Origin of the sequence: Cellulosimicrobium sp. SL-1, from assembly GCF_011033075.1 — a bacterium.
GTDB lineage: Bacteria > Actinomycetota > Actinomycetes > Actinomycetales > Cellulomonadaceae > Cellulosimicrobium > Cellulosimicrobium funkei.
Genome location: NZ_JAACJC010000008.1, coordinates 1 through 23,758 on the forward strand (window position 1 = coordinate 1; position 23,758 = coordinate 23,758).

Genomic DNA, 23,758 nt, shown 5'->3' on the forward strand with positions numbered 1-23,758 from the left:
AGCCCTTCAGCGCCGATGGTACTGCCCTGGAGACGGGGTGGGAGAGTAGGACGCCGCCGGACAACCCTTCACCGAAGGCCCACCCCACACGGGGTGGGCCTTCGGCATTTCCGCATACCCCCACACCACGCGACGGACGCGTCGGTGCCGGCACGTCATGGGCCGTCGTCGGCCCGCACGGACGGGCGAACGAGGATGTGAGAGCGGACGAGTGTCGCTCAGGACCAGCTGTACGCCGCCGACCACCGGACGATCTCCGCGAAGAAGCGTGACCGGGGTTCCGGCGCCGAGAGCGACAGGTCGTGCATGCCGCCAGGGATACGTACCAGGGTGACGACGCGACCCAGGTGCGAGGCCCGGCGGGCGAGCGGCTCGACGTCGAGCACGATGTCTGCGGCGCGCATGTCCTCCGTCCACCGCGTGCTGAACAGCGACCTCTCGGCGAGCAGCACGAGCACGGGGCAGTCGATCGCCAGGCCGGCCGCGACGCGCGCGTGGCCGGAGATGATCGCGCGCAGCCATCCCGCGCGGACGGGGAACGACGGGACGGGGCGCCACGCGTCGTCGATGGTCCACGTGCCGTCCTCCCGGTCCCGGAGCGTCCGGGCGTAGTAGCCGGGATCGACGTTGGGGAGCGGGGCACGGGGCTGGAAGCGGGCGAGCTGGCGGATCGCGGGGCCGGAGACGGTCCGCGCGACCGACGACCCCTGCAGCTCCAGCCACGGGCTGTTGAGCACCAGGCCACGCACGACGCCGGGGTGCCGGTGCGCCCACAGCGCCGCGACGAGACCGCCGGTCGAGTGACCCATGAGCATGATCGCGACGTGCGCCCCGAGGTCCTCCCGCACGACGTCCAGCGCGGCGGCGATGTCGGCGTCGTACTCCTCGAGGTGGTCCGCGTACCCGGGGGTCTGGTGCGGACGCAGGCTGCGACCGTACTTGCGCAGGTCGACGGCGTAGAACGCGGCGCCGAGGCCGTGCCAGGTCTGGGCGAGCTCGGTCTGGAAGAAGTAGTCGCTCCAGCCGTGCAGGTAGAGCACCGCGCGCGCGGGGCGCAGGGGCTCGTCCGTCGGCGGGACGTGCCGGACGACCGTGACGACGACGTCGCCCTCGTCGTCGGGCTCCAGCTCGACGGTGCGCTGCTCGAACTCTGCCCCGAGCACGTCGGGGGCCCAGGCCGCGGACGTCACGGCGTGAGCACCACCTTGCCGAAGTGGTCGCCGGCCGCGAGCCGCGCGAGGCCGTCGCGCGCGCGGTCGAGGGGGAGCACCTGGTCGACGACGGGGCGCACCTCGCTCCGTGCGAGGAACCGCAGGAGCGCGGCGAGGTCGTCGCGCGAGCCCATGGTCACGCCCTGCACGCGGATCTCGTGGAAGAACACGCGTGTGAGCTCGGCGGGCGACGCGTCGCCGCTCGTGGCGCCCGCCACGACGACGGTGCCGCCCGGTCGCACGGACCGCAGCGAGTGGCTCCACGTGGCCTGCCCGACCGTCTCGACGACGACGTCGACGGGCGCGGGCAGGCGGGCGCCGGGCTCGAACGTCGCCGCCGCCCCGAGGCGGGCCGCTCCGGCGCGCTTCGCCGCGGAGCGGGAGGTCACCCACGTCTCGAGCCCCGCGGCGGCGCCGAGCGCGACGGCCGCCGTCGCGACCCCGCCGCCCGCGCCCTGCACGAGGACGCGGTCCCCGGGGGCGGCGCCACCGGCGGTGAAGAGCATGCGGTAGGCCGTGAGCCACGCCGTCGGGACGCACGCGGCCTCGACGAAGGTCAGCTCGGGCGGCTTGGGGACGAGGTTGTGGGTCGGGACGGCGACGCGCTCCGCGAGCGTGCCCGGGTACCGCTCGGACAGCAGGGATCGACGCTCGGTGGGCCCGACGCCGTGCCCGTCCGCACCGACCACGGCGTGCACGACGACCTCGGAGCCGTCGGGGGCGACGCCCGCGGCGTCGGTCCCGAGGATCATGGGCAGGCGGTCGGCGGGCAGCCCGACGCCGCGCAGCGACCAGAGGTCGTGGTGGTTGAGCGACGCGGCGCGCACGTCGACCGTGGTCCAGTGCTCGCGGGACGCGGGCTCGGGGCGGTCCCCGACGACGAGGCCGGCCAGGGGGTCGTCGGGGTCGGTGCGGTCGGCGTAGGCGGCGAGCATGGGACCAACCTACGGTCCGGCCCGTCCTCCGACCACGGGGCTCGCTCGGGAGGATCCCCCCAGGACCTGCCTCGACGGGGAGTGCGTCAGTCGCGCACGCGCGCCCGCTCGCCGAGGAAGTCGGCGACGATCGGTCCGAGCTGGTCGAACTCGATGAGGAAGCCGTCGTGCCCGAAGTCGCTCGTGAGCGTCCGCAGGGGCTCGGCGCCGGGGATGCCGGCGGCGATGCGCGCGCAGTCGGCGGGGAGGAACAGCCGGTCCGTGTCGACGGCGACGACGAGCGCGTGCGCGGTGATCTGCGCGAGCGCCGCCTCGACACCACCGCGGTCGCGCCCGAGGTCGTGCGTGAGCATCGACTCGGTGAGCACGACGTACGAGTTCGCGTCGAACCGCCGCGCGAGCTTGTCCCCGTGGTGGTCGAGGTAGGACTGCACGGCGTAGCGGCCGTCGGTGAACGGGTCCTCGCCGCCCTGCGGCAGCCGGCCGAAGCGGTCGTCGAGCTCGCGCGCGGACCGGTAGGTCGCGTGCGCGATCTGCCGGGCGATGCCGAGCCCGACGTGCGGGCCGTCGCCGTCCGCGGCGTCGTAGTAGTCGCCGCCGCGGAAGCCCGGGTCCGCGCGGACGGCGCCGAGCTGCGGGTGGGCCCAGGCGATCTGGTCGCCCGTGGTCTGGGCGGCGGTCGCGATCGCGGCGAGCGAGACGACGTCGACCCCGGCCTCGGGCCCGAGGAGCGCCCACTCCAGCACGCGGTGCCCGCCCATCGAGGCGCCGACGACGAACGCCCACGAGGTGACGCCGAGCGTCCGGGCGAGCTCGATCTCGACCGCGACCTGGTCGCGCGTCGTGACGCGCGGGAACCGGCTGCCCCACGGGCGGCCGTCGGGCGCGGTCGACGCCGGTCCGGTGGTGCCCTGGCAGCCGCCGAGCACGTTGGGCGCGACGACGAACCAGCGGTCGGTGTCGATCGGGGCGCCGGGCCCGACGAGCGACTCCCACCAGCCCGCGGTGACGTGCCCCGGGCCGGCGGGGCCGCTCACGTGCGAGTCGCCGGTGAGGGCGTGCAGCACGAGGACGGCGTTCGACCCGTCGGGCGCGAGCGTGCCCCACGTCTCGTACGCGACCCGGACGTCGGGCAGGCGGGCGCCGGACTCGAGGTCGAACGTGCCGACGTCGGCGAAGCGTCGCCGGCCCGCCGGGTCGCCCTCGCGCCACGCTCCGGTCGCCGGCACCGGGGCCTTGACCCGCGCGCGCGACGGCGCCACGCCGTGCGTCGACGAGTCGCCCGGCCGCGCGCCGGAGCGGGCGTCGGGGGCGGGGGAGAGGAGCTCGTCGTTCACCGGGGTCACCGTCGGCCACTGTACGGCCGGGGCGCCCAGGGCGCCCCGGCTGTCCAGATCCGTCATCGCCGCGCCCGTCGTCGGCCGGTCAGGAGCCCAGCGCCGACTTGGCGGCGGTGAACCCGAGCTCGAGGTCGGCGAGGATGTCGTCGACGTGCTCGATGCCGACCGCGAGGCGGACCAGGCCCGGCGTCACGCCGGACTTCGCCTGCTCCTCGGGGCTGAGCTGGGCGTGCGTCGTCGACGCCGGGTGGATGACGAGCGACCGGACGTCGCCGATGTTCGCCACGTTCGAGTGGAGCTGCAGCGCGGAGACGAACGCCTGCCCGGCCTCGCTGCCGCCGTCGAGCTCGAACGCGAGGACCGCGCCCGCGCCGCGCGGCAGGTACTTCTGCGCGTTCGCGTGCCACGGGCTCGAGGGCAGGCCCGCGTAGTGGACGGTCCGGACGTCGTCGCGCGCCTCGAGCCACTCGGCGACCTTCTGCGCGTTGGCGACGTGGCGCTCGACGCGCAGGGACAGCGTCTCGATGCCCTGCGCGATGAGGAACGCGTTGAACGGCGAGATGGCCGAGCCCAGGTCGCGCAGGAGCTGGACGCGCGCCTTGAGCACGTACGCGAGGTTGGCACCGAGGATGCCGCCCACGCCGAGGTCGCGCGCGTAGACGAGACCGTTGTACGAGGGGTCGGGCGTGTTGTAGTTCGGGAACCGCTCCGGGTGCGCCGCGTAGTCGAACGTGCCGCCGTCGACGATCACGCCGCCGATCGCGGAGCCGTGGCCGCCGAGGTACTTCGTCGCGGAGTGCACGACGACGTCCGCCCCGTGCTCGAGCGGGCGCAGCAGGTAGGGCGTGGCGACCGTGTTGTCGACGATCAGCGGGACACCGACCTCGTGCGCGACCGCCGCGACGGCCTCGATGTCGAGGACGTCGGCCTGCGGGTTCGGGATCGTCTCGCCGAAGAACAGCTTGGTGTTCGGGCGCACGGCGTCGCGCCAGGCCTGCGGGTCGTGCGGGTCGGCGACGAACGTCGTCTCGACCCCGAGCTTGGCGAGCGAGTACTGCAGGAGGTTGTAGGTGCCGCCGTACAGGCTCGGGGAGGCGACGACGTGGTCGCCCGCCTCGGCGACGTTGAGGATCGCGAACGTCGTCGCGGCCTGCCCGGACGCGAGGAGCAGCGCGCCGACGCCGCCCTCGAGCGAGGCGATGCGGTTCTCCACGACCTCCTGCGTCGGGTTGCCGATGCGCGTGTAGATCGGGCCGAGGTCCTTGAGCGCGAACCGGTCGGCTGCGACCGAGGCGTCCGGGAAGACGAACGACGTGGTCTGGTAGATCGGGAGCGCGCGGGCGCCGGTCGTCGGGTCGGCGGTCTGGCCGGCGTGGACCTGGCGCGTCTCGAAGGACCAGGCGGGGGCGGTGTCGGTGCTCATGGTTGCTCTCCTGCGGGTGGGGTGGGACGGCGGCGTGCGGGTGCACCGGGGCGGGTGCGGCGGGGACGGGGTCGTCGACCGCGGCGAGAGGCGCACGCGGGACGGGATGCCGCGGCGAGGGCGTCGTCGACGACGGCTCGCGGGCAGGCGAACGTGCGCTCGGGTCAGCGACACATTCGACGGGACATGAGGCCGAGGCTAGGCGCGTCGTCGGCAACCCGGTAGGCCCTTCTCAGCATGCGAGACCACATTGTGAGAAGTCCGCGACTGCTCGGATCGCGCGAAGCGGGCGTCCCGGGCAGACTCGTGCGAGTGCTGTCAACGAGACACGCCGAGGAGGGGTTGATGAACCGCGTGACCCGGAGCGCGCCGCGCCGTCGCGTCGCCGCGGCGGGGGCCGCCGGAGCGCTCGTGCTCGCGCTCGGCGTGGGCCTCGCGCCGACCGCGTCGTCCGCGCCGTCGGACGACGACGTGCGCGCCGCGCGCGAGGCCGCCGACGGCGCGTCACGGGACGTCGCGACGGTCGAGCGCGAGCTCGCGGCGCTGCGCGACCGGCACGCGTCCGCGGTCGCGGCCGTCGAGACGGCGGCGGAGGAGTACGCCGCGGCGCAGGGCGATCTCGAGGCCGCCGACGCCGAGGTGCGCGACGCCCAGGCGGCGCTCGCGACGGCCCGGTCGGGCGAGTCCGAGGCGCGGGCCTCCGTCGGTGCCCTCTTCCGCGCGTCACGCCAGGGCTCGACGGAGCTCGACGCCCTGCGGACGGTCCTGGACGCGGACGGCGTCGAGCAGGTCGTCGCGCGCGAGAACGCCGAGCGCGTCGCGGGCCGCACCGCCGGCCGTGCGGTCGAGACGCACGCGACGGCGCGCGCCGTCGCGGACACGGCCCGCGCGCGGGCCGACGCGGCGCTCGCGCACCAGGCCGAGGTCGAGGACCGCGCGCGCGACGCGCTGGCCGCCGCCCAGGTCTCGTCCGGGGCGCTCGACGAGGCCGTGCAGGAGTCGGCGGCGCGCCGGGAGACGCTGCTCGCGGAGCTCGCGCAGGCCCGGGCCACGAGCGTCGACGTCGAGCGGGAGCGCCAGGACGCGCTCGACGCGCAGGCCGCGAGCGCGCGCGAGAGCGCGGCCCGGGAGCGGGTCGCGCCGCCCGCTGCGGGGACGCCGGCGGCGGCGCCGTCCGCCCCGGCCGCCCCGGCCGCGCCGTCCGCCCCGGCCGCGCAGAACCCGGCTCCCGTCCCGGCACCGGCACCGGCTCCGGCCCCCGCTCCCGCCCCGGCGCCGGCTCCCGCCCCAGCGCCTGCCCCGGCTCCGGCGCCTCAGCCCACTCCCGCCCCGCCGCCCGTCGTCACGCCGCCGCCCGGCACGGGCGTGGGGAACGGCGCCCCGGGTCAGGCCGCCGTCGCGTGGGCGCGCACGAAGATCGGCGCGCCGTACGTGTTCGGCGGCACCGGGCCGGGCTACGACTGCTCGGGCCTCACGTCCCGCGCGTGGGCCGCCGCGGGCGTCGACATCACCCGGACGTCGCGCTCGCAGTACCAGCGCGTGCAGAAGATCTCCTACGACCGCCTCCGCCCGGGCGACCTCATCTTCTACGCCAACGACACGTCGAACCCGTCGACCATCCGCCACGTCGCGATGTACACCGGCGGCGGGATGATGATCGAGGCGCGGCAGCCCGGCAGCCCCGTGCACGAGGTCGCGATGCGCTGGGCCGACGCGATGCCGTACGCGGGCCGACCGTAGCGGTGACGCACGACGGCGGCCGCCCACCTCGCGAGGTGGGCGGCCGCCGTCGTACGGGAGGACGAGCCGGTCAGTGGCCCGGCGTGTGGTACCCGGAGTCGATGGCGCGCTGCAGGGAGCGCTCGATCTCGGCCTCGGCGTCGGCGCGGCCGACCCAGTGCGCGCCCTCGACGGACTTGCCGGGCTCCAGGTCCTTGTAGACCTCGAAGAAGTGCTGGATCTCCAGGCGGTGGAAGTCGGACACGTCGTCGATGTCCTGGCGCCACGCGGCACGCTGGTCGCCCGTCGGGACGCACAGCACCTTGTCGTCGCCGCCGGCCTCGTCGCGCATGCGGAACATGCCGAGCGCGCGGCAGCGGATCAGGCAGCCCGGGAACGTGGGCTCCTCGAGCAGCACGAGGGCGTCCAGCGGGTCGCCGTCCTCGCCGAGCGTCCCCTCGATGAACCCGTAGTCGTCGGGGTAGCGGGTCGAGGTGAAGAGCATGCGGTCGAGGCGGATGCGACCGGTCGCGTGGTCCACCTCGTACTTGTTGCGCTGCCCCTTGGGGATCTCGATCGTGACGTCGAACTCCACTGCTTCCTCCAGTCGTACCGGCACCGCGGCGCTCGGGCGGTGGCTGGTGTCGGATGATCGACGGACGACGCCGTCGTGCGGGAACTAGTGTGACACGGGACGTCCGCCCACAAGAGTCCGTACGGCCCTGGGCGGGCGACGCCGTGAGTGATAATGCGCACGTGCCCGCGGGCCCGGGGGGCGGGTCGGGCGACCGGCGACCGGTCGGGACGGGCACGAGGACGACGCGCCCCGGCGGCCGGGGCGGACCGAGGGAGAGGTATGGGCTGGGCGACGCGCACGGGCGTGGCCGTCGGCGTGGTGCTCGCGCTCGCGGGCGGGTACGCCGTGGCGGACGCGTACGACGTCGTCCCCGGCGTGCTGACGCTCGAGCCGCCCGTCCCGGAGCCGCCGCCGTTCCCGCAGGCGCCGGGCGCGGCCGCCGCCCCGCCGCTCGAGGTGGAGCTGCCGGCGCTCGACGACGCGGCGCCCGTCCCCGCGACCGGCGCGGTGCAGGCGCTCGTGGACGGGCTCGTCGCGGACACGCGGCTCGGCCCGCGCGTGGGCGTCCTCGTGACCGACGCGGTGACGGGCGACGTGCTGGGCGCCGCCGGCGAGAGCGTGGGGCACGTCCCGGCGTCGACCCTCAAGACGTTCACCGCCGCGGCGGCGCTCACCTCGCCGGGAGCAGCGCACACCACGCTGCCCACCCGGGCCGTCCTCGAGGGGCAGGAGACGGTGTACCTCGTGGGCGGGGGCGACATGATGCTCGCGGCGGGTGCCGGGGACCCGACGGCGGTCAACGGCCGGGCCGGGCTCGGCGACCTGGCCGCGCAGGTCGCGGGCGAGCTGCGGCTGACGGGACGCACGACGATCTCGCTGCGCCTCGACGACACGCTGTTCACCGGGCCCGCGGTCGCGCCGACCGTCGACCCGGCCAGCGTGCGCAACGGCTACGTCGCGCCCGTCGCGGCGCTCGCGGTGAACATCGCGCGCCTCACCGACGAGGAGTACGCGCCGCGCGCGGAGGACCCGGCCCTCGCCGCGGCCGACGCGTTCGTGGCCGCGCTCGCGCAGGAGGGCGTCACCGTCTCCGGGGACGTCGTGCGAGCGCCGGCGCCGAGCGAGGGTCGCACGGTGGGCGAGGTGGAGTCCGCCCCGCTCGGCGACGTCGTCGCGTACCTGCTCCAGCACTCGGACAACACGATCACCGAGGTCGTCGGCCGGGTCGTCGCGCTCGACGCGGGCCTGCCCGGCTCGGGTGCCGGCGCGACCCAGGCCGTGCGGGCGGCGGTCGAGGGCCTCGGCGTCGACCTCACGGGCGCGACGCTCGCGGACCTGTCCGGGCTCGGCGACGGCTCCGTCGTCACGCCCGCGCAGCTCGACGAGGTCGTGGGCCTCCTGGCCGACCCCGCGCACCCGCGGCTGCGGCCCGGCGCGGTGGGCCTGCCCGTCGCGGGGCTGTCCGGGACGCTCGACGAGCGCTACCTCGCCAACGCGGGCCGCGGCGTCGTGCGCGCGAAGACCGGCAGCCTGCCGAACGTCACGTCGCTCGCCGGGACGGTCGTCACCGCGGACGACCGCCTCCTCGTGTTCTCCCTCATGGTCGACGCCGTCCCCGACGGCGGCACCTACGGCGCGCGCCTGATCCTCGACGACTTCGTCGCGTCGCTCGCGGAGTGCGGCTGCAGCGCCTGACGGGCCGCGCCACGTCTGGGGGAGGGCTCCCGGTTCAGGGGCCGTGCGTCGCGTCCGCCAGCCAGTCCTCGACCTCGAGGCCGGGCACGCGGGAGAACTCGCGGACGTTGTTGGTCACCAGCACGAGCCCGAGCGACCGGGCGTGCCCGGCGAGGAGCGCGTCGTACGGGCCGACAGGGGTGCCGCGGGCCGCGAGGACGGCGCGGACCCTGCCGGCGTGCATCGCCGCCAGGCTGTCGAAGGGCAGCACGTCGACGAGCGACAGCAGCTCGTCGACCGCCTGCCGGTTGCGGGCCGGGTCCTGCGAGCGCTCCACGCCGTACTCCAGCTCCATCTCGCTCACGGTCGAGACGGCGACGCGCCCCTCTGCCTCGCGCAGCCTCGGACGCGCGGCCGCGCCGTGCCCGCGGAGGAGGGCGACGAGCACGTTCGTGTCGAGCAGGTAGAGGGTGCTCACAGGGCCTCGCGCTCGTCCGCGGTGCCCTGGTCGCGGTCGGCGAGGAAGCCGGGACCGACGCGCAGGCCGTGCTCGAACCACTCGTCCCACCCGGAGCCGGCCGGGGTGATGACCCGTGACCGGCCGATGGCCCGGACGTCCACCTCCCGGACGTCGTCGGGCAGCGCGACCGCCTTGGGCAGCCGGACCGCCTGCGTCCTGTTGCTGCGGAACACCGTCGTGCGCACCATGCCGACCTCCCGTTGTATATCCCGAGAGTATATCCTCCGGGCGTCCTCGAACCCGTCGGCCGGGCGAGCGGGTTACCGTGGGCCGGTGACTCTCGTCGAGCAGGACGGCCGACCCCACGGCCCGTCGCGCGGCGACCGGTCGGTCGTCGACTGGTCCGCCGCCGCGCAGATCGCCGGGCGCCTCGCGCGCCCGGGGCCCCAGGCGTCGCGCGCCGAGCTGGCTGACCTCGTCGAGGGGCTGCGCACCGCGGCGGGGGAGGCCGTCCCGCACGTGCTCGACGTGACCCGCATGACGCCCGTCGCGGGGACCCCGGAGACGCTGGGCACGGTGCACGTCGTGGACCGGCCCCGCTGGGCGCGCGCCAACACCGAGATCATGGCGTCGCTCACCACGGGCGTCACCGAGGCGCTCGTGGGGGAGAGCGGGCGCGTGCCGCAGGCGACCGCCCTCGTCGGCGCGGCGCAGGTCGGCTCGGTTCTCGCGGTCCTCTCGAGCCGCGTCCTCGGCCAGTTCGACCCGTACAGCGGGCAGGCCGCGGCAGGGGCGGGCCCCGGCCGGCTCGTGCTCGTCGCGCCCAACGTGCTCCAGGTCGAGCGCGCGCTCGACCTGCGGCCCGCCGACTTCCGCCTCTGGGTGTGCCTGCACGAGCAGACGCACGCCCTCCAGTTCGCCGCCGCGCCGTGGCTCGCGGACCACCTGCGCACGCGCGCCGGTGACCTGCTGACCGAGCTCTCCGCGTCGTCGCGGCGCCTCGCCGAGGCCCGCCTGCGCGACAAGCTCGTCGCGGTGGGGCGCGCCGTCCTGCACGCGGTCCGCGGCGAGGGCACGACCCTCCTCGACGGCCTCCTCACGCCCGAGGAGCAGGACCGGCTCGCCGACGTCACGGCCGTCATGGCGCTCCTGGAAGGCCACGCGGACGTCGCGATGGACGCCGTCGGGCCCCGCACCGTGCGCACGGTGCGCAGCATCCGGCGCAAGTTCGACGCGCGACGCGACGGCGAGGGCAGCTCCGGCCTCGACGTCGTGCTGCGGCGCCTGCTCGGCATGGACGCCAAGATCGCCCAGTACCGCGACGGGGCGGCGTTCGTCCGCGCCGTCGAGAAGGACGTCGGGCGCGACGGCTTCAACGCCGTGTGGGCCTCCCCGGAAAACCTGCCCACGGCCCGCGAGATCGCCGACGCGCGCGCCTGGGTGCGCCGCGTGCACGGCTGAGCCGTGGGCGGGCCGGCGCCGGTCGTCGCCGCCGCGCGCCACGCGGTGCGTGGCGCGCTCGCGGACCTTCCCGCAGGGGCGACGGTGCTCGTCGCCTGCTCCGGCGGCGCGGACTCGACGGCGCTCGCGGCCGCCACGGCGTTCGTGGCGCCGCGCCTCGGGCTGCGGGCGGGCGCCGTCGTCGTGGACCACGGGCTCCAGGGCGGCAGCGCCGCCGTCGCGGCGGCCGCCGCCGAGCGCTGCCGCGACCTGGGGCTCGACCCGGTGGAGGTGCGCCGCGTCGTCGTCCCGACGGCGGGCGACGGCCCGGAGGCCCACGCCCGGACGGCCCGGTACGCCGCGCTCGACGACGTCGCGGCGGCCCATGGTGCCGGCGCGGTGCTCCTGGGCCACACGCTCGACGACCAGGCCGAGACGGTGCTGCTCGGCCTCGCCCGCGGGGCGGGTGCGCGCTCGCTCGCGGGCATGGCGCCGCGGCGCGGGGCGTACCGACGCCCGTTCCTCGCCCTGCGGCGCACGCAGACCGAGGCGGTGTGCCGCACGCTCGGGCTCGACTGGTGGGACGACCCCACGAACACGGGCCCGCCGCTGCGCTCGCAGGTCCGCGGACGGGTCGTGCCGGCGCTCGTCGACGTCCTCGGCCCGGGCGCGGTGCCCGCGCTCGCGCGCAGCGCCGACCTCTTGCGCGACGACGCCGACCTCCTCGACGCGCTCGCGGCCGACCTCCTCGCGGCGGCGCTCGTCCCACCCGGCGCGGACCCCGCCCCCGGCGCGGACCCCGGCCTCGACGGGGACTCCCACCTCGGCGGGGGAGCGGCGCCCCGCCCGACGGTCGTGCTCGACGTCGAGCCGCTCGCCGCCGCGCACCCGGCCCTGCGGCGTCGTGCCCTGCGTTCGGCGGCGCTGCGGGCGGGGTGCCCGGGGAGCGACCTGTTCGCCGTCCACGTCGACGCGCTCGACGCGCTCGTCACCGCGTGGCGCGGCCAGGGCCCGGTGCACCTCCCGGGCGACCGCAGGGCGTCGCGCGCGTGTGGCAGGCTTTCCCTGGGCCCGGGACCAACGCGCCGGGCCGGCACCTCCCCCCTCCCCCCAGCTCAGGAGTGACCCCCGTGGAAGCATCGGACGTCGCAGGCGACCTCGAGAACATCCTGCTCACCGAGGACCAGCTCGGTGCGCGGCTCGACGAGATCGCCGCGCAGATCGACCGTGACTACGCGGGCAAGGACCTCCTGCTCGTCGGCGTGCTCAAGGGCGCCGTCATGGTCATGGCGGACCTGGCGCGCCGCCTGCACAGCCACGTCGAGATGGACTGGATGGCGGTGTCGTCGTACGGCTCGGGCACCAAGTCGTCGGGCGTCGTGCGCATCCTCAAGGACCTCGACGCCGACCTCACCGGCCGCAACGTGCTCATCGTCGAGGACATCATCGACTCGGGCCTCACGCTCTCGTGGCTGCTGTCGAACCTCCGCTCGCGCGGGCCGGCGTCGGTCGAGATCGCGGCGATGCTGCGCAAGCCCGACGCCGCGAAGACGGAGGTCGACGTGCGCTACGTCGGCTTCGACATCCCCAACGAGTTCGTCGTGGGCTACGGCCTCGACTACGCGGAGAAGTACCGCAACCTGCCGTTCGTCGGGACGCTCGCGCCGCACGTCTACTCGAGCTGAGCCGGGCGGCGGCGGGCCACGAGCCCGCCCCGACCGCCCGGGGAGCTGCTCAGGAAGTACGGACCACGCCCTGGGCGAACAGAGGGAAGATGCCCAGCAGGCGCCAAGGTCCAGAGTGTAGTTTCGAGCCCGAACACTTGCGCGAGCGGAGGGATCCGGGGCGCACGCCCCGTCGCCGATGAACATCAAGAAGATTCTCAGTGGGCCGATCGTCTGGATCGTCCTGGGCCTCGTGATCCTGTGGATCGCGTTCGCGACGTTGTCGCGCCCCACGGTCCAGCGCATCGACACGTCCGCAGGCCTCGAGCTGCTCTCGGGCGACACGGTGGAGCAGGCGCTCATCGTGGACGGCGACCAGCGCGTGCGTCTCACGCTGTCCGAGGACTACGTGGTCGACGAGGGCACGGACACCGAGGAGAACAAGGGCAAGAACGTCGAGTTCTACTACGTCCAGCCGCAGGGCGAGGCGGTCGTCGACGCCGTCGTCGCCGCGGAGCCGAAGGACGGGTACAACTCCGAGGTCGCGCAGCCTTCGTTCTGGTCCTCGCTGCTCGGGCTGCTCATCCCGTTCCTCATCATCGGCGTGCTGTTCTGGTTCCTGCTGTCGCGCATGCAGGGCGGCGGCTCGCGCGTCATGGGCTTCGGCAAGTCGCGCGCCAAGCTCGTCTCGAAGGACACCCCGCAGGTGACGTTCGCGGACGTCGCGGGCGCCGACGAGGCGGTCGAGGAGCTCCACGAGATCAAGGAGTTCCTCTCCGACTCGGAGAAGTTCCAGGCCGTCGGCGCCAAGATCCCCAAGGGCGTCCTGCTCTACGGTCCTCCCGGCACGGGCAAGACGCTGCTCGCGCGCGCCGTCGCCGGCGAGGCGGGCGTGCCGTTCTACTCGATCTCCGGCTCGGACTTCGTCGAGATGTTCGTCGGCGTCGGCGCGAGCCGCGTCCGCGACCTGTTCAACCAGGCAAAGGAGAACTCGCCCGCGATCATCTTCGTCGACGAGATCGACGCCGTCGGCCGCCACCGTGGCGCCGGCATGGGCGGCGGCCACGACGAGCGCGAGCAGACGCTCAACCAGCTCCTCGTGGAGATGGACGGCTTCGACGTCAAGACGAACGTCATCCTCATCGCCGCGACCAACCGCCCCGACATCCTCGACCCGGCGCTCCTGCGCCCGGGCCGCTTCGACCGCCAGATCGCGGTCGAGGCCCCCGACCTCAAGGGTCGCGAGGCCATCCTGCGGGTGCACGCGGCGGGCAAGCCGATCGTCCCCGAGATCGACCTGGCGGCCGTCGCGCGCCGCACGCCCGGCTTCACCGGTGCCGACCTCGCGAACGTGCTCAACGAGGCGGCGCTCCTCACCGCCCGCAGCGGGGCGCAGCTCATCGACGACAGGGCGCTCGACGAGGCGATCGACCGCGTGATCGCCGGTCCGCAGAAGCGCACGCGCGTCATGAACGTCAAGGAGCAGAAGATCACCGCCTACCACGAGGGCGGCCACGCCCTCGTCGCGGCGGCCATGCGGTACACGGACCCTGTCACGAAGGTGACGATCCTGCCGCGCGGCCGGGCGCTCGGGTACACGATGGTCATGCCGACCGAGGACAAGTACTCCACGACGCGCAACGAGCTGCTCGACCAGCTCGCGTACGCGATGGGCGGCCGCGTCGCCGAGGAGCTCGTGTTCCACGACCCGACGACGGGCGCCTCGAACGACATCGAGAAGGCCACCGCCATCGCGCGCAAGATGGTCACCGAGTACGGCATGAGCGAGCGCGTCGGCGCGATCAAGCTCGGCTCCGGCTCGGGCGAGCCGTTCCTCGGCCGCGACATGGGCCACCAGCGCGACTACTCGGAGTCGGTCGCGGGCACGGTGGACCACGAGGTCCGCAAGCTCGTCGAGGCCGCGCACGACGAGGCGTGGGAGGTGCTCACGCAGTACCGCGACGTGCTCGACGCCCTCGTGCTCGAGCTCCTCGAGAAGGAGACGCTGAACCAGGCCGAGCTCGCGCGCGTGTTCTCCCCCGTCGAGAAGCGCGCCCCGCGCGACGTCTGGCTCTCGAGCGAGCAGCGGGCCGTCTCCCAGCGCGGGCCCGTGCTCACCGACGCCGAGAAGGCGGCACAGAACGGCGCGCCCGTGATCCCGCAGGACGAGGCCGCGGCCGCGAACGACGAGCTCCCCCCGGAGCGGATCGGCGAGGTGCCCGCGGACAGCCCGCTGGACCGCGCGCTCGGCCGCGACACGACCACGGACGTCACGGACGTGCGCGAGCCGGGGCAGGACTGATGGGCACCCCCACGGACGCCTCGGCGGGCACGGGAGCGATCACGCCGGCCCGGTCGGCGGAGGGCCTGCGCGCCCCCGCGGACGTCCCGCCGTACGACCAGGACCGCGCGGAGGCCGCCGTCCGCGAGCTGCTGCTCGCCGTCGGCGAGGACCCGGACCGCGAGGGGCTGCGCGAGACGCCGGCCCGCGTGGCGCGCGCGTACCGCGAGATCTTCGCGGGCCTGCGCCAGGAGGCCGCGGACGTCCTGACGACGACCTTCGACCTCGGCCACGAGGAGATGGTGCTCGTCAAGGACATCGAGGTGTACTCGACGTGCGAGCACCACCTCGTGCCCTTCCACGGCGTCGCGCACGTCGGGTACATCCCCAACGTGGACGGCCGCATCACGGGCCTGTCGAAGCTCGCGCGCCTCGTCGAGGTGTACGCGCGCCGCCCGCAGGTGCAGGAGCGGCTCACGTCGCAGGTCGCGGACGCGCTCGTGGAGCACCTCAAGCCGCGCGGCGCGATCGTCGTCGTCGAGTGCGAGCACCTGTGCATGTCGATGCGCGGCGTGCGCAAGCCCGGCGCGCGCACCGTCACGTCGGCGGTGCGCGGCCAGATGCGAGACGGCGCGACGCGGGCCGAGGCGATGAGCCTCATCCTGGGGCGCTAGGCCCGTGGACCGGTTCGTGGTCGCGGGGCTCGAGGAGCTCGCGGACGTCGGACGCACGCTCGTCATGGGCGTCGTCAACGTCACGCCCGACTCGTTCTCCGACGGCGGCGAGTGGTTCGAGCCGGACGCCGCGATCGCCCACGGGCGCGAGCTGCTGGGCGAGGGCGCGGACATCCTCGACGTCGGCGGGGAGTCGACCCGCCCCGGGGCGGGCCGGGTGCCCGTCGAGGCGGAGCTCGCGCGCGTGCTCCCCGTGATCTCCGCGCTCGCGGCCGAGGGGGCGGTCGTCAGCGTCGACACGACGCGCGCGGTCGTCGCGGAGCGCGCGGTCGCGGCGGGCGCCCGGCTCGTCAACGACGTCTCCGGCGGTCTCGCCGACCCGGCGATGGCCGACGTCGTCGCGCGCACGGGCGTCGCCTACGTCTGCATGCACTGGCGCGGGCACGCTGACGTCATGGACGACCTCGAGGACTACGACGACGTCGTCACGGACGTGCGCGACGAGCTGGCCGCGCGCGTGGACGTGCTCCTCGCGGCGGGCGTGCGGCGCGAGCAGGTCGTGCTCGACCCGGGTCTCGGTTTCTCGAAGGCCGGGTCGTCGAACTGGCCGCTGCTCGCGCGCCTGCGCGAGCTCGAGGCGCTGGGCCTGCCCGTCCTCGTGGGCGCGTCCCGCAAGCGGTTCCTCGGGCACCTCCTCGCGCGCTCCGACGGGCGGCCCGTCCCGCCGCTCCTGCGCGACGACGCGACCGCCGCGGTCACGACCCTCGCCGCGGCGTCGGGCGCGTGGTGCGTGCGGGTCCACGCGGTCCGGGCGTCCGCCGACGCCGTGCGGGTCGCCGCCGCCTGGGGCCGGGCCCGCGACGAGGTCGTGGGTCCCGGGGACGGCGCCGCGGCGGAGCCGACGGACCGACCGAGGGCCGGGAGCGACTCGACGGCGCGGCCCACGACCTAGCAGGATGGGCGAGGGGCCCCGCGGCGCGGGGCGGCCCGGCGCAGCACGACACACGCAACGAGACACGGTGACGACGACCCGCCCCCGTGGGCGACGACGCAGCACCGGACGGGAGCACGACGTGACCACAGCGTTCGCAGGAGCGGTCCTCGACGCGGACGGACGGCCGTTCGACCGGATCCGCCTCACGGGCCTGAGCGCGACGGGCCACCACGGCGTCTTCGAGCACGAGAAGGCGCAGGGCCAGCTCTTCCGGGCCGACGTCGTGCTCCACCTCGACACGCGCGCTGCCGCGAGCGGCGACGACCTGTCCCGGACGGTCAGCTACGCGGGCGTCGCCGAGGACGTCGTCGCGGTCCTCGCCGGATCGCCCGCCGACCTCGTCGAGACCGTCGCCGAGCGCATCGCCGCGACGATCCTCACGCACGACGACGTCGTCGCGGTCGACGTCGCGGTGCACAAGCCGCAGGCGCCGATCACGGTCCCGTTCGAGGACGTCGAGGTCGTCATCCGTCGCGACCGCGTGGTCGTCCCCGTCGTCGCGCCGCTGGCGCGCCGCGGGGAGCAGGGGTCGCGCGACGCGCAGCCCGTCGGGCCGATCCCGGTCGGATCGGTCGCCCCCGCGCTCATCCACGGCGTCGGCGACGTCCCCGCGCCCGACGACCGGACCCCGCTCGCCCCCGCGCCCGAGGTCATGCCGCCCAGCATCCTCCCGGGCTCGGCCGGTGCCCCGGGCGAGGACGCGCGGACCTCGGCCGAGCCCGGTGCGACGGCGGCCGGGTCCCCGGAGGACGCGCTCGACGCGACCCGCGAGGCGCCCGCCGTCCGGGACGACGCCGTCCCCGGCGACGCCCGTCCCGAGCAGCAGACCCACGTGGAGGCACCGTACGGCGAGGCGCCGTACGGGGAGGCGCCGTACGCGGAGCCCGCGCACGACGACGTCGACGAGCCGGCGCACGACGACGCGGCACCGCACCCGCAGCAGGCGGCGTCGTACGACGAGCTCGTCGCGGGGTCGGTGGCCGCGGCCGGCCCCGCCGAGCACGTGCTGCACCACGACGCGCCGCCGGTCGCGCCCGGCGCGCCGTCGGGCGAGCAGCAGACCGTCCCCGGCGACGCCGCGCCCGTCGAGCGCGCCGCTCCCGAGGCCGAGCCCCTGCCGTACGGCGCCGCGGCCGAGCCCGCCCCGGCGCGCGACGAGGCCCACGGCGGGGCGCACGACGCCGCGGAGGTGGCCGCGCCCGTCGAGCACGATCGGATGGACGACGTGCCCGCCGGGTTCGTCGAGGTCGTGCTCGCGCTGGGCGCGAACCTGGGCGACGCCCAGCAGACGCTGCGCGACGCGATCACGGACCTCGACCGGATCTCCGGTCTCGAGATCACGGAGGTCTCGCCGCTGGCCCGGACGGAGGCCGTGGGCGGCCCCGACCAGCCGGACTACCTCAACACCGTCCTCCTCGCGCGCACGCGCCTGTCGGCGCGCGACCTGCTGCACGCGTGCCAGGCGGTCGAGCAGGCGCACGGCCGGGTGCGCGACGAGCGCTGGGGTCCCCGCACGCTCGACGTCGACCTCATCGTCTACGGCACGCTGACGGCCGTCGCCGACGACCTGGAGCTGCCGCACCCCCGCGCGCACGAGCGGGCGTTCGTGCTCGAGCCGTGGTCGCAGATCGACCCGGACGCGGTGCTCCCGGGCCTCGGGGGCGGTCCGGTCGCGGCCCTCGCCGCGACCGCGCCCGACCGCGGCGGCATCCGGTGGCTCGCGCTCGACTGGCTGACGGACCCTGCTCCGGACCCGACGGGCGCCGTGCCCGTCGCCACGGGCAGCACGGACGCCGCGCCGCCGCCCGCGCCCGTCGACGTGCCCGACCCCTACCAGCAGGCGCACACCGGTCCCGTCGCCCCGTACGACGGTCCCGTGACGCCCGGCGGCGACGTGCCTGCCCCCGACGGCGCGCCGGCACCGCAGCACCCGGCACCGCAGCAGTCGGCACCGCAGCAGCCCGTGCCGCCGCACGAGGCGCACCCGGCGCCGCAGCAGCCGCTCGCGCAGGAGCCCCTCGCACAGCAGCCCGCGGCCCCGCAGCAGCCCGCGCCGCAGCAGCCGCCGCACGTCCGGCAGGCGGAGCCGCCGCAGCCGCCCGCACCGGAGCCCGCGCCCCCGGCCGCGCCGCCGCAGGCCGCGGTCGTGCCGCAGCCGGCCGGTCTCCCGCAGACCGTGACGCCGAGCGAGGCGCTCCCGGCACGGCCGGTCTTCGCGCCCGTCTCCGAGGGCGTCGCGCCCGAGGGGGCGGCCCCGCCGATCGTCCCCGACGGCTCGTTCGACCCGCGCGAGGACGCAGGCGTCCCCGTCGCCCCGTTCCCCGGGCCGTCGAACCGGCCGCCGTCGCACCCCGTGCCGTCGTCGCCCGACGCCGGGCACGCCCCGGACGCCGGGCCCGCCCCGGCTCAGGACGCGGCGCGCTTCCCCGAGCACGGCGCACCCGCGCACCCGGTCTTCCCGCCGGTCCACGCGCCCGAGCCCGTGCCGGCCGCGCCGCAGCAGCCGTCCGCGCAGCCCGCGCACCCGCAGCCGCCCGCGGACGCCGCGTCGTCCGGTGACGACATCATCCGGTCGGTGCCGTTCGCGCCGGTCTCGAGCGGCGGACCGGCGTCCGCCCCCGGCCCGCTCGCGGACGCGGGGCTCCCGGCGAACGACCCGTGGCCGCCGTTCGGGCCGGTGTCCGGCGACGGTCGCGACGACGAGCGCTGATGCGGCGCACCTCCGTCCGCACCCTGCTGCTCGTGGCGGTCGCGACCGCCGTCGGCGGGTGGTTCGTCGTGCGCCTGCTCCAGAGCCGCGGCACGCTCCTGCCGGCGGTGCCGTGGATCGTGGACGTCACCGTCCTCGCGCTCGCGGCAGCGGTGTTCTGGGCGGGTTGGACCGTGCGCGCGTACCAGCAGGGCAAGCGTCCGTCGCTCGACGCGATCCGCGCGGCGCGCACGTTCGTCCTCGCGAAGGCGGCGGCGCTCACGGGCGCGCTCCTGACGGGCTGGTACGGCGCGCAGGTGCTCGCCGCCCTGCCCGACCTCTCGATCGACGCGTTCCGCGACCGGGCCCTCGCGGCCGGGTTGGCCGCCGCGTGCGCGGTGGTGCTGGCCGTCGTCGGGCTCGTGGCCGAGCGGTTCTGCCAGCTCCCGCCCGACGACCGCGGCGAGGGCCGGGAGGGCCGCGAGGGCTCGGTGACGCGCGAGGACCCGGAGACTCCGGGCGCGGGCACGCCCGCCTGAGACGCGCCCTCCGCCCCGGCCTGCGCACGACCCGGTCCGCACCGGGACGGGATGGGAGAATCGACGCATGACCGACCCTGCACGGGACCAGGACCCCCGCGGCACCGGCCCCTTCGACCCGCCCGGCATCGAGTGGACGCGCGTGTCGCCGCGGCTCGTCACGGCGCGCCTGCTGTCCGTGGGCATCACGCTCGCGGTCCCGGCCGTCGCCGTGGTCGTGCTCGCGATCCTCTTCCCGCACTGGTGGCAGTGGCTCGTGCTCGGCGTGCTCGCGCTCCTGGGCCTGTGGGCGGCCGTCCTCGTGCCGCGCCAGGTCCGCGCGATCGGCTACGCGGAGCGTGACGACGACCTCCTGATCCGCCACGGCATCATGTTCCGCACGCTCGTCGTCGTGCCCTACGGCCGCATGCAGTACGTCGACGTCCAGGCCGGGCCGCTCGCGCGCAAGCTCGGCATCGCCCAGGTCCAGCTCCACACGGCGTCCGCGTCGACCGACGCGACGATCGACGGTCTCGAGCCCGCCGAGGCGGAGCGTCTGCGCGACCGGCTCGCGTCGCGCGGCGAGGCGAGGTTGGCGGGCCTGTGAACGACGCACCGGCCACCGACGACCTCGTGTGGCACCGGGTGCACCCGGTCACCCCGCTCGTGCGGGGCTGGACCGTCATCGCGGTGCTCCTGGTCGTCGTCGGCCAGCAGACGCTCAACGGGCTGCCCGAGGGGGAGAACCTCCTCGAGGGCGACCGCTGGTGGATGATCCTCCTCGGCATCCTCGTGGTGGGCCTCGTGGGGCTCGGCTACTCGGCGGTCGCGTGGCGCATGACGAGCTACGCGGTCGACGACGAGTCGGTGCACCTGCGCACCGGCGTGCTGTTCCGGCAGCAGCGCAAGGCGCGGCTCGACCGGCTCCAGGCGGTCGACGTCGTGCAGCCGCTCCTCGCCCGGTTCTTCGGGCTCGCGGAGCTCAAGCTCGAGGTCGCCGGGGGAGCGGACTCGGGCGTGAAGCTCGGCTTCCTCAAGGAGGCGGAGGCGAACCGGCTGCGCAACGACCTCCTCGCGCGCGCCGCGGGCCTGCGGGTCGCGCGCGAGCGCCCGGCCGCCGCGACGGCGCCCGGCGTCCCCGGTGCGCCCGCAGTCCCGGGTGCGCCCGGCGCCGTCGGCACGCCGGCCGGAGAGGTCACGGTCCCCGCGACGGACGCGCCGTCGTTCGTCGCCGAGGCGCCCGAGCAGCCGGTGACCGCCGTCGGGCCGGGGCGGCTCGTCGCCTCGCTCGTGCGGTCGGGCGCGACGGTCGGTCTCGTCCTCGGTGTGCTCGGCATCGCGGGCGTCGTCGTCGGCACGCGCGAGATCGGGATCCTGTTCAGCGCGCTGCCCGCCGTGCTCGGCTTCGGCGGGTTCCTGTTCTCCCGGTTCACGGGGGAGTTCGGCTTCCGGTCCGCCATCTCGCCCGACGGCATCCGCCTGCGCCACGGCCTGCTGGAGACCCGCTCGCAGACGATCCCGCCCGGCCGCGTCCAGGCCGTGCGGCTGCGGCAGGGACCGTTCTGGCGCGGTCCTGACTGGTGGCGCGTCGACGTCAACGTCGCGGGCTACGGCGTCAGCACCGACGGGACGGACAGCACGAGCGTGCTCCTGCCCGTCGGCACGCGCGACGAGGCGCTCGCGGCCCTGTGGCTCGTGCTGCCGGACCTCGGCACGCCCGACCCCCGCAGCGTGCTCGACGAGGGCCTGTCCGGCCTCGACGCCGGGCAGCACTTCGTCGCGTCCCCGCGCCGCGCGCGCCTGCTGGACCTCGTCGCGTGGCGGCGGAACGGCTTCAGCGTCACCGACCGCGCGCTCCTGCTGCGCGGCGGGCGCGTCTTCCGCACCCTCGTCGTCGTGCCCCACGAGCGCACGCAGTCGCTCGGGCTCGAGCAGGGGCCGCTGCAGCGCCGGCTCGACGTCGCGTCGTTCACCGTGCACTCGACGCCCGGGCCGGTCTCGCCCCAGGTGCGGCACCTCGACGCGGGCGACGCCGCCCGCCTCCTCGACACCCAGGCCGAGCGCGCCCGCGAGGCCCGCGCGCACGCGGGGCCGGAGCTCTGGATGCGCCGCGACGACGTCCCGCTCGAGGAGAACGCGTGAGCGCCGCGGAGGGGGCTCGCCGTCCCGGGCGGCTCGGGGTCGGCGTCGTCGGGGCAGGCCGTGTCGGCGCGGTCCTCGGCAGCGCCCTGCGCGCCGTCGGCCACGCGGTCGTGGGCGCGAGCGGCGTGTCCGACGCGTCGCGCGACCGCATCGAGACGCTCCTCGCGGGGGTGCCCGTCCTCGAGGTCCCGCAGGTCGTGGAGCGCGCCGAGCTCGTGCTCCTCGCCGTGCCCGACGACGCGCTCCCGGCCCTGGTCCGCGGCCTCGCCGACACGGGGGCGTGGCAGCCCGGCCAGATCGTCGTGCACACGTCGGGCCGCTACGGCACGGCCGTCCTCGACCCGGCGCGCGCCGCCGGCGCCATCCCGCTCGCGCTGCACCCCGCCATGACGTTCACCGGCACGTCGCTCGACCTCGCGCGGCTGGAGGGCACGACGTTCGCCGTCACCGCGCCCGGCCCGGTCCTGCCGATCGGGCAGGCGCTCGTCGTCGAGCTCGGCGGGGAGCCGGTCGTCGTCGCGGAGGAGTCGCGCGGGCTCTACCACGCGGCCCTCGCGCACGGCGCGAACCACCTCGTCGTGCTCGTCGCGCAGGCCGCGCAGGCGCTCGAGGCCGCGGGCGTCGACCGGCCCGGGCGCGCGCTCGCGCCGCTCCTCGCGGCCGCCCTCGACGGCGCGACGCGGGGCGCCGACGCGGGTGCCGAGTCGGGGACGGGCGCGGGCGCCGGGGCGCTCCTCGGGCTCACCGGGCCGGTGGCGCGGGGCGACGTCGGCACGGTCCGCGAGCACCTCGCCGCCCTGGACGCGCTCGCCGCGACGAGCGACGCGGCGGACGTGCCGCCGTCGTACCGGGCGCTGAGCCGCGCCGCGACGCACCGCGCGCTCGCGGGCGGCCGGCTCGGCGAGCGCGCGGCCCGCGAGCTCCTCGACGCGCTCGACGCGCCCGCGCCCGACCCGCAGGACCGGCACGACCAGCAGGACCGGCCCGACCCGCAGGACCCGCACGACGAAGGACGAGCATGACGAGCACCCCCCGCCCGGACGCCGGGCCCCCCGCAGCCGGGACCCCGGCCGTCGTGACGACGCGCGCCGCGCTGCGCACCGCGCTCGACGCGTGGCGCGCCGAGCACCCGCACGGTCGCCGCGTCGTCGTCATGACCATGGGTGCGCTGCACGCCGGGCACCTCGAGCTCGTGCGCCGGGCGCGCGCGGAGGCGGGCCCCGACGGCCAGGTCGTCGTGACGGACTTCGTCAACCCGCTGCAGTTCGGCCCCGGCGAGGACTACGAGCGCTACCCGCGCGACGTCGCGGCCGACGTGGCGCTGCTCGCCGCGGCGGGCCCGGACGCGGTGGTCGACGTCGTGTTCGCGCCGCCCGTCGACGAGCTCTACCCCGACCTGGGCTCGGCCGACGGCCCGATCGTGCGGGTGACGTCGGGGCGCATCGGGACGGTGCTGGAGGGCGCGACGCGGCCGGGGCACTTCGACGGCGTGCTCACGGTCGTGCTCAAGCTGCTCCACCTCGTGCGCCCGGACGTCGCCGTGTTCGGGGCGAAGGACGCGCAGCAGCTGCTCGCCGTGCGCCGCATGGTCGCCGACCTCGACCTCGACGTGGAGGTCCTGGCGGTCGAGACCGTGCGCGAGGCGGACGGCCTCGCGCGGTCGTCGCGCAACGCGTACCTCTCCCCGGCCGAGCACGAGCACGCGCTCGCGCTGAGCCGCGCGCTGCGCGCCGGGCGGGACGCCGCGGCCGCGGGGGAGGGCGCGCCGTCCGTGCTCGCCGCCGCGCGGGGAATCCTGGAGGCCACCGACGGCGTTGACGTCGATTACGTGGTGCTCGTCGATCCCGCTACCGTGGAGGACCTGGCGCCCGGCGCCGTCGGCCCCGGGCTCCTCCTGGTGGCGGCACGCGTGGGCACCACGCGTCTCATCGACAACACGGCCGTCGAGATCGTGCCGCCCGCGACCCGGGCGGCGGACCCCGCGGGCCGTGCCCCCGCACCTGGAGGAACCGCGTGA

The 23,758-nt window shown here is 76.1% G+C and carries 21 protein-coding genes; 14 read left to right on the forward strand and 7 right to left on the reverse strand.

The window, feature by feature from the left end; all coding sequences use genetic code 11:
- Nucleotides 1-218 precede the first annotated feature (218 nt).
- From GWJ10_RS13225 to GWJ10_RS13240, 4 genes are all read right to left on the reverse strand, one after another.
- A complete protein-coding gene (locus GWJ10_RS13225; protein WP_163187986.1) occupies nucleotides 219-1,190 on the reverse strand; it encodes an alpha/beta hydrolase in 972 nt (323 codons plus the stop codon).
- The gene (locus GWJ10_RS13230; RefSeq protein ID WP_061269467.1) at nucleotides 1,187-2,146 is read right to left on the reverse strand and encodes a zinc-binding dehydrogenase; all 960 of its coding nucleotides are present in this window, start codon (nucleotides 2,144-2,146) and stop codon (nucleotides 1,187-1,189) included. Before GWJ10_RS13230 ends, GWJ10_RS13225 begins: the two co-directional genes overlap by 4 nt.
- An 86-nt stretch (nucleotides 2,147-2,232) precedes the next feature.
- Nucleotides 2,233-3,549 carry a homoserine O-acetyltransferase gene (locus GWJ10_RS13235; RefSeq protein ID WP_082774869.1) on the reverse strand — a complete coding sequence of 439 codons (1,317 nt, stop codon included), beginning with the start codon at nucleotides 3,547-3,549 and terminating at the stop codon, nucleotides 2,233-2,235.
- 22 nt (nucleotides 3,550-3,571) lie between these two features.
- The gene (locus tag GWJ10_RS13240; protein WP_034655183.1) at nucleotides 3,572-4,909 is read right to left on the reverse strand and encodes a bifunctional o-acetylhomoserine/o-acetylserine sulfhydrylase; all 1,338 of its coding nucleotides are present in this window, start codon (nucleotides 4,907-4,909) and stop codon (nucleotides 3,572-3,574) included.
- A 345-nt stretch (nucleotides 4,910-5,254) separates the two neighbouring features.
- Between GWJ10_RS13240 and GWJ10_RS13245 the strand changes: the two genes are divergently transcribed.
- A complete protein-coding gene (locus GWJ10_RS13245; protein ID WP_163187988.1) occupies nucleotides 5,255-6,649 on the forward strand; it encodes a C40 family peptidase in 1,395 nt (464 codons plus the stop codon).
- A 70-nt stretch (nucleotides 6,650-6,719) separates the two neighbouring features.
- Here the strand turns inward: GWJ10_RS13245 and GWJ10_RS13250 are convergent, their stop codons facing one another.
- The gene (locus GWJ10_RS13250) at nucleotides 6,720-7,223 is read right to left on the reverse strand and encodes an inorganic diphosphatase (RefSeq protein WP_034655165.1); all 504 of its coding nucleotides are present in this window, start codon (nucleotides 7,221-7,223) and stop codon (nucleotides 6,720-6,722) included.
- 261 nt (nucleotides 7,224-7,484) lie between these two features.
- Between GWJ10_RS13250 and dacB the strand changes: the two genes are divergently transcribed.
- The gene (dacB, locus tag GWJ10_RS13255) at nucleotides 7,485-8,900 is read left to right on the forward strand and encodes a D-alanyl-D-alanine carboxypeptidase/D-alanyl-D-alanine-endopeptidase (RefSeq protein WP_163187990.1); all 1,416 of its coding nucleotides are present in this window, start codon (nucleotides 7,485-7,487) and stop codon (nucleotides 8,898-8,900) included.
- Nucleotides 8,901-8,934: 34 nt separating this feature from the next.
- Here dacB and GWJ10_RS13260 read toward each other — a convergent pair whose 3' ends face one another.
- Together GWJ10_RS13260 and vapB are read right to left on the reverse strand one after the other, a co-directional pair.
- Complete coding sequence (locus GWJ10_RS13260; RefSeq protein ID WP_021482084.1) at nucleotides 8,935-9,357, reverse strand: type II toxin-antitoxin system VapC family toxin; 423 nt, start codon at nucleotides 9,355-9,357, stop codon at nucleotides 8,935-8,937.
- Nucleotides 9,354-9,587 carry a type II toxin-antitoxin system VapB family antitoxin gene (gene vapB, locus GWJ10_RS13265; protein WP_009863886.1) on the reverse strand — a complete coding sequence of 78 codons (234 nt, stop codon included), beginning with the start codon at nucleotides 9,585-9,587 and terminating at the stop codon, nucleotides 9,354-9,356. Before vapB ends, GWJ10_RS13260 begins: the two co-directional genes overlap by 4 nt.
- Before the next feature lie 85 nt (nucleotides 9,588-9,672).
- Between vapB and GWJ10_RS13270 the strand changes: the two genes are divergently transcribed.
- From GWJ10_RS13270 to panC, 12 genes are all read left to right on the forward strand, one after another.
- Nucleotides 9,673-10,800 (forward strand): zinc-dependent metalloprotease, encoded by a 1,128-nt coding sequence (locus GWJ10_RS13270; RefSeq protein WP_232322706.1) that lies wholly within the window; start codon nucleotides 9,673-9,675, stop codon nucleotides 10,798-10,800.
- Between the two features lie 3 nt (nucleotides 10,801-10,803).
- Nucleotides 10,804-11,904, forward strand: coding sequence for a tRNA lysidine(34) synthetase TilS (gene tilS / locus GWJ10_RS13275; RefSeq protein WP_163187992.1), 1,101 nt, complete (start codon nucleotides 10,804-10,806; stop codon nucleotides 11,902-11,904).
- Between the two features lie 5 nt (nucleotides 11,905-11,909).
- Nucleotides 11,910-12,464: a hypoxanthine phosphoribosyltransferase gene (hpt, locus tag GWJ10_RS13280; protein ID WP_021479810.1), complete on the forward strand. Its 555-nt coding sequence runs from the start codon at nucleotides 11,910-11,912 to the stop codon at nucleotides 12,462-12,464.
- 178 nt (nucleotides 12,465-12,642) lie between these two features.
- Nucleotides 12,643-14,745 (forward strand): ATP-dependent zinc metalloprotease FtsH, encoded by a 2,103-nt coding sequence (gene ftsH / locus GWJ10_RS13285; protein ID WP_074808291.1) that lies wholly within the window; start codon nucleotides 12,643-12,645, stop codon nucleotides 14,743-14,745.
- Nucleotides 14,745-15,398 carry a GTP cyclohydrolase I FolE gene (gene folE / locus GWJ10_RS13290; RefSeq protein WP_061269264.1) on the forward strand — a complete coding sequence of 218 codons (654 nt, stop codon included), beginning with the start codon at nucleotides 14,745-14,747 and terminating at the stop codon, nucleotides 15,396-15,398. Before ftsH ends, folE begins: the two co-directional genes overlap by 1 nt.
- A gap of 64 nt (nucleotides 15,399-15,462) precedes the next feature.
- Entirely contained in the window at nucleotides 15,463-16,350 is an 888-nt protein-coding gene (folP, locus tag GWJ10_RS13295) for a dihydropteroate synthase (RefSeq protein ID WP_082774821.1), read from the forward strand.
- Between the two features lie 121 nt (nucleotides 16,351-16,471).
- Nucleotides 16,472-19,102 (forward strand): 2-amino-4-hydroxy-6-hydroxymethyldihydropteridine diphosphokinase, encoded by a 2,631-nt coding sequence (gene folK, locus GWJ10_RS13300; RefSeq protein ID WP_241005804.1) that lies wholly within the window; start codon nucleotides 16,472-16,474, stop codon nucleotides 19,100-19,102.
- Entirely contained in the window at nucleotides 19,102-19,620 is a 519-nt protein-coding gene (locus GWJ10_RS13305; RefSeq protein WP_034655682.1) for a DUF3180 domain-containing protein, read from the forward strand. The genes folK and GWJ10_RS13305 overlap by 1 nt, the downstream gene beginning before the upstream one ends.
- A gap of 67 nt (nucleotides 19,621-19,687) precedes the next feature.
- Entirely contained in the window at nucleotides 19,688-20,206 is a 519-nt protein-coding gene (locus GWJ10_RS13310; protein ID WP_043660504.1) for a PH domain-containing protein, read from the forward strand.
- A complete protein-coding gene (locus tag GWJ10_RS13315) occupies nucleotides 20,203-21,741 on the forward strand; it encodes a PH domain-containing protein (RefSeq protein ID WP_163187995.1) in 1,539 nt (512 codons plus the stop codon). The genes GWJ10_RS13310 and GWJ10_RS13315 overlap by 4 nt, the downstream gene beginning before the upstream one ends.
- A complete protein-coding gene (locus GWJ10_RS13320) occupies nucleotides 21,738-22,763 on the forward strand; it encodes a DUF2520 domain-containing protein (protein ID WP_163187997.1) in 1,026 nt (341 codons plus the stop codon). Before GWJ10_RS13315 ends, GWJ10_RS13320 begins: the two co-directional genes overlap by 4 nt.
- A complete protein-coding gene (panC, locus tag GWJ10_RS13325; RefSeq protein ID WP_163187999.1) occupies nucleotides 22,760-23,758 on the forward strand; it encodes a pantoate--beta-alanine ligase in 999 nt (332 codons plus the stop codon). The genes GWJ10_RS13320 and panC overlap by 4 nt, the downstream gene beginning before the upstream one ends.

What these genes read in the sequence shown, in the direction of transcription:
- GWJ10_RS13235 (WP_082774869.1), bottom strand. Translation starts at nt 3,549, where the DNA reads ATGACGGATCTGGACAGCCGGGGCGCCCTGGGCGCCCCGGCCGTACAG.
- folE (WP_061269264.1), top strand. Translation starts at nt 14,745, where the DNA reads ATGGGCACCCCCACGGACGCCTCGGCGGGCACGGGAGCGATCACGCCG.
- dacB (WP_163187990.1), top strand. Translation starts at nt 7,485, where the DNA reads ATGGGCTGGGCGACGCGCACGGGCGTGGCCGTCGGCGTGGTGCTCGCG.
- vapB (WP_009863886.1), bottom strand. Translation starts at nt 9,587, where the DNA reads ATGGTGCGCACGACGGTGTTCCGCAGCAACAGGACGCAGGCGGTCCGG.
- GWJ10_RS13245 (WP_163187988.1), top strand. Translation starts at nt 5,255, where the DNA reads ATGAACCGCGTGACCCGGAGCGCGCCGCGCCGTCGCGTCGCCGCGGCG.
- GWJ10_RS13240 (WP_034655183.1), bottom strand. Translation starts at nt 4,909, where the DNA reads ATGAGCACCGACACCGCCCCCGCCTGGTCCTTCGAGACGCGCCAGGTC.
- GWJ10_RS13305 (WP_034655682.1), top strand. Translation starts at nt 19,102, where the DNA reads ATGCGGCGCACCTCCGTCCGCACCCTGCTGCTCGTGGCGGTCGCGACC.
- GWJ10_RS13310 (WP_043660504.1), top strand. Translation starts at nt 19,688, where the DNA reads ATGACCGACCCTGCACGGGACCAGGACCCCCGCGGCACCGGCCCCTTC.
- GWJ10_RS13230 (WP_061269467.1), bottom strand. Translation starts at nt 2,146, where the DNA reads ATGCTCGCCGCCTACGCCGACCGCACCGACCCCGACGACCCCCTGGCC.
- panC (WP_163187999.1), top strand. Translation starts at nt 22,760, where the DNA reads ATGACGAGCACCCCCCGCCCGGACGCCGGGCCCCCCGCAGCCGGGACC.
- ftsH (WP_074808291.1), top strand. Translation starts at nt 12,643, where the DNA reads ATGAACATCAAGAAGATTCTCAGTGGGCCGATCGTCTGGATCGTCCTG.
- folP (WP_082774821.1), top strand. Translation starts at nt 15,463, where the DNA reads ATGGGCGTCGTCAACGTCACGCCCGACTCGTTCTCCGACGGCGGCGAG.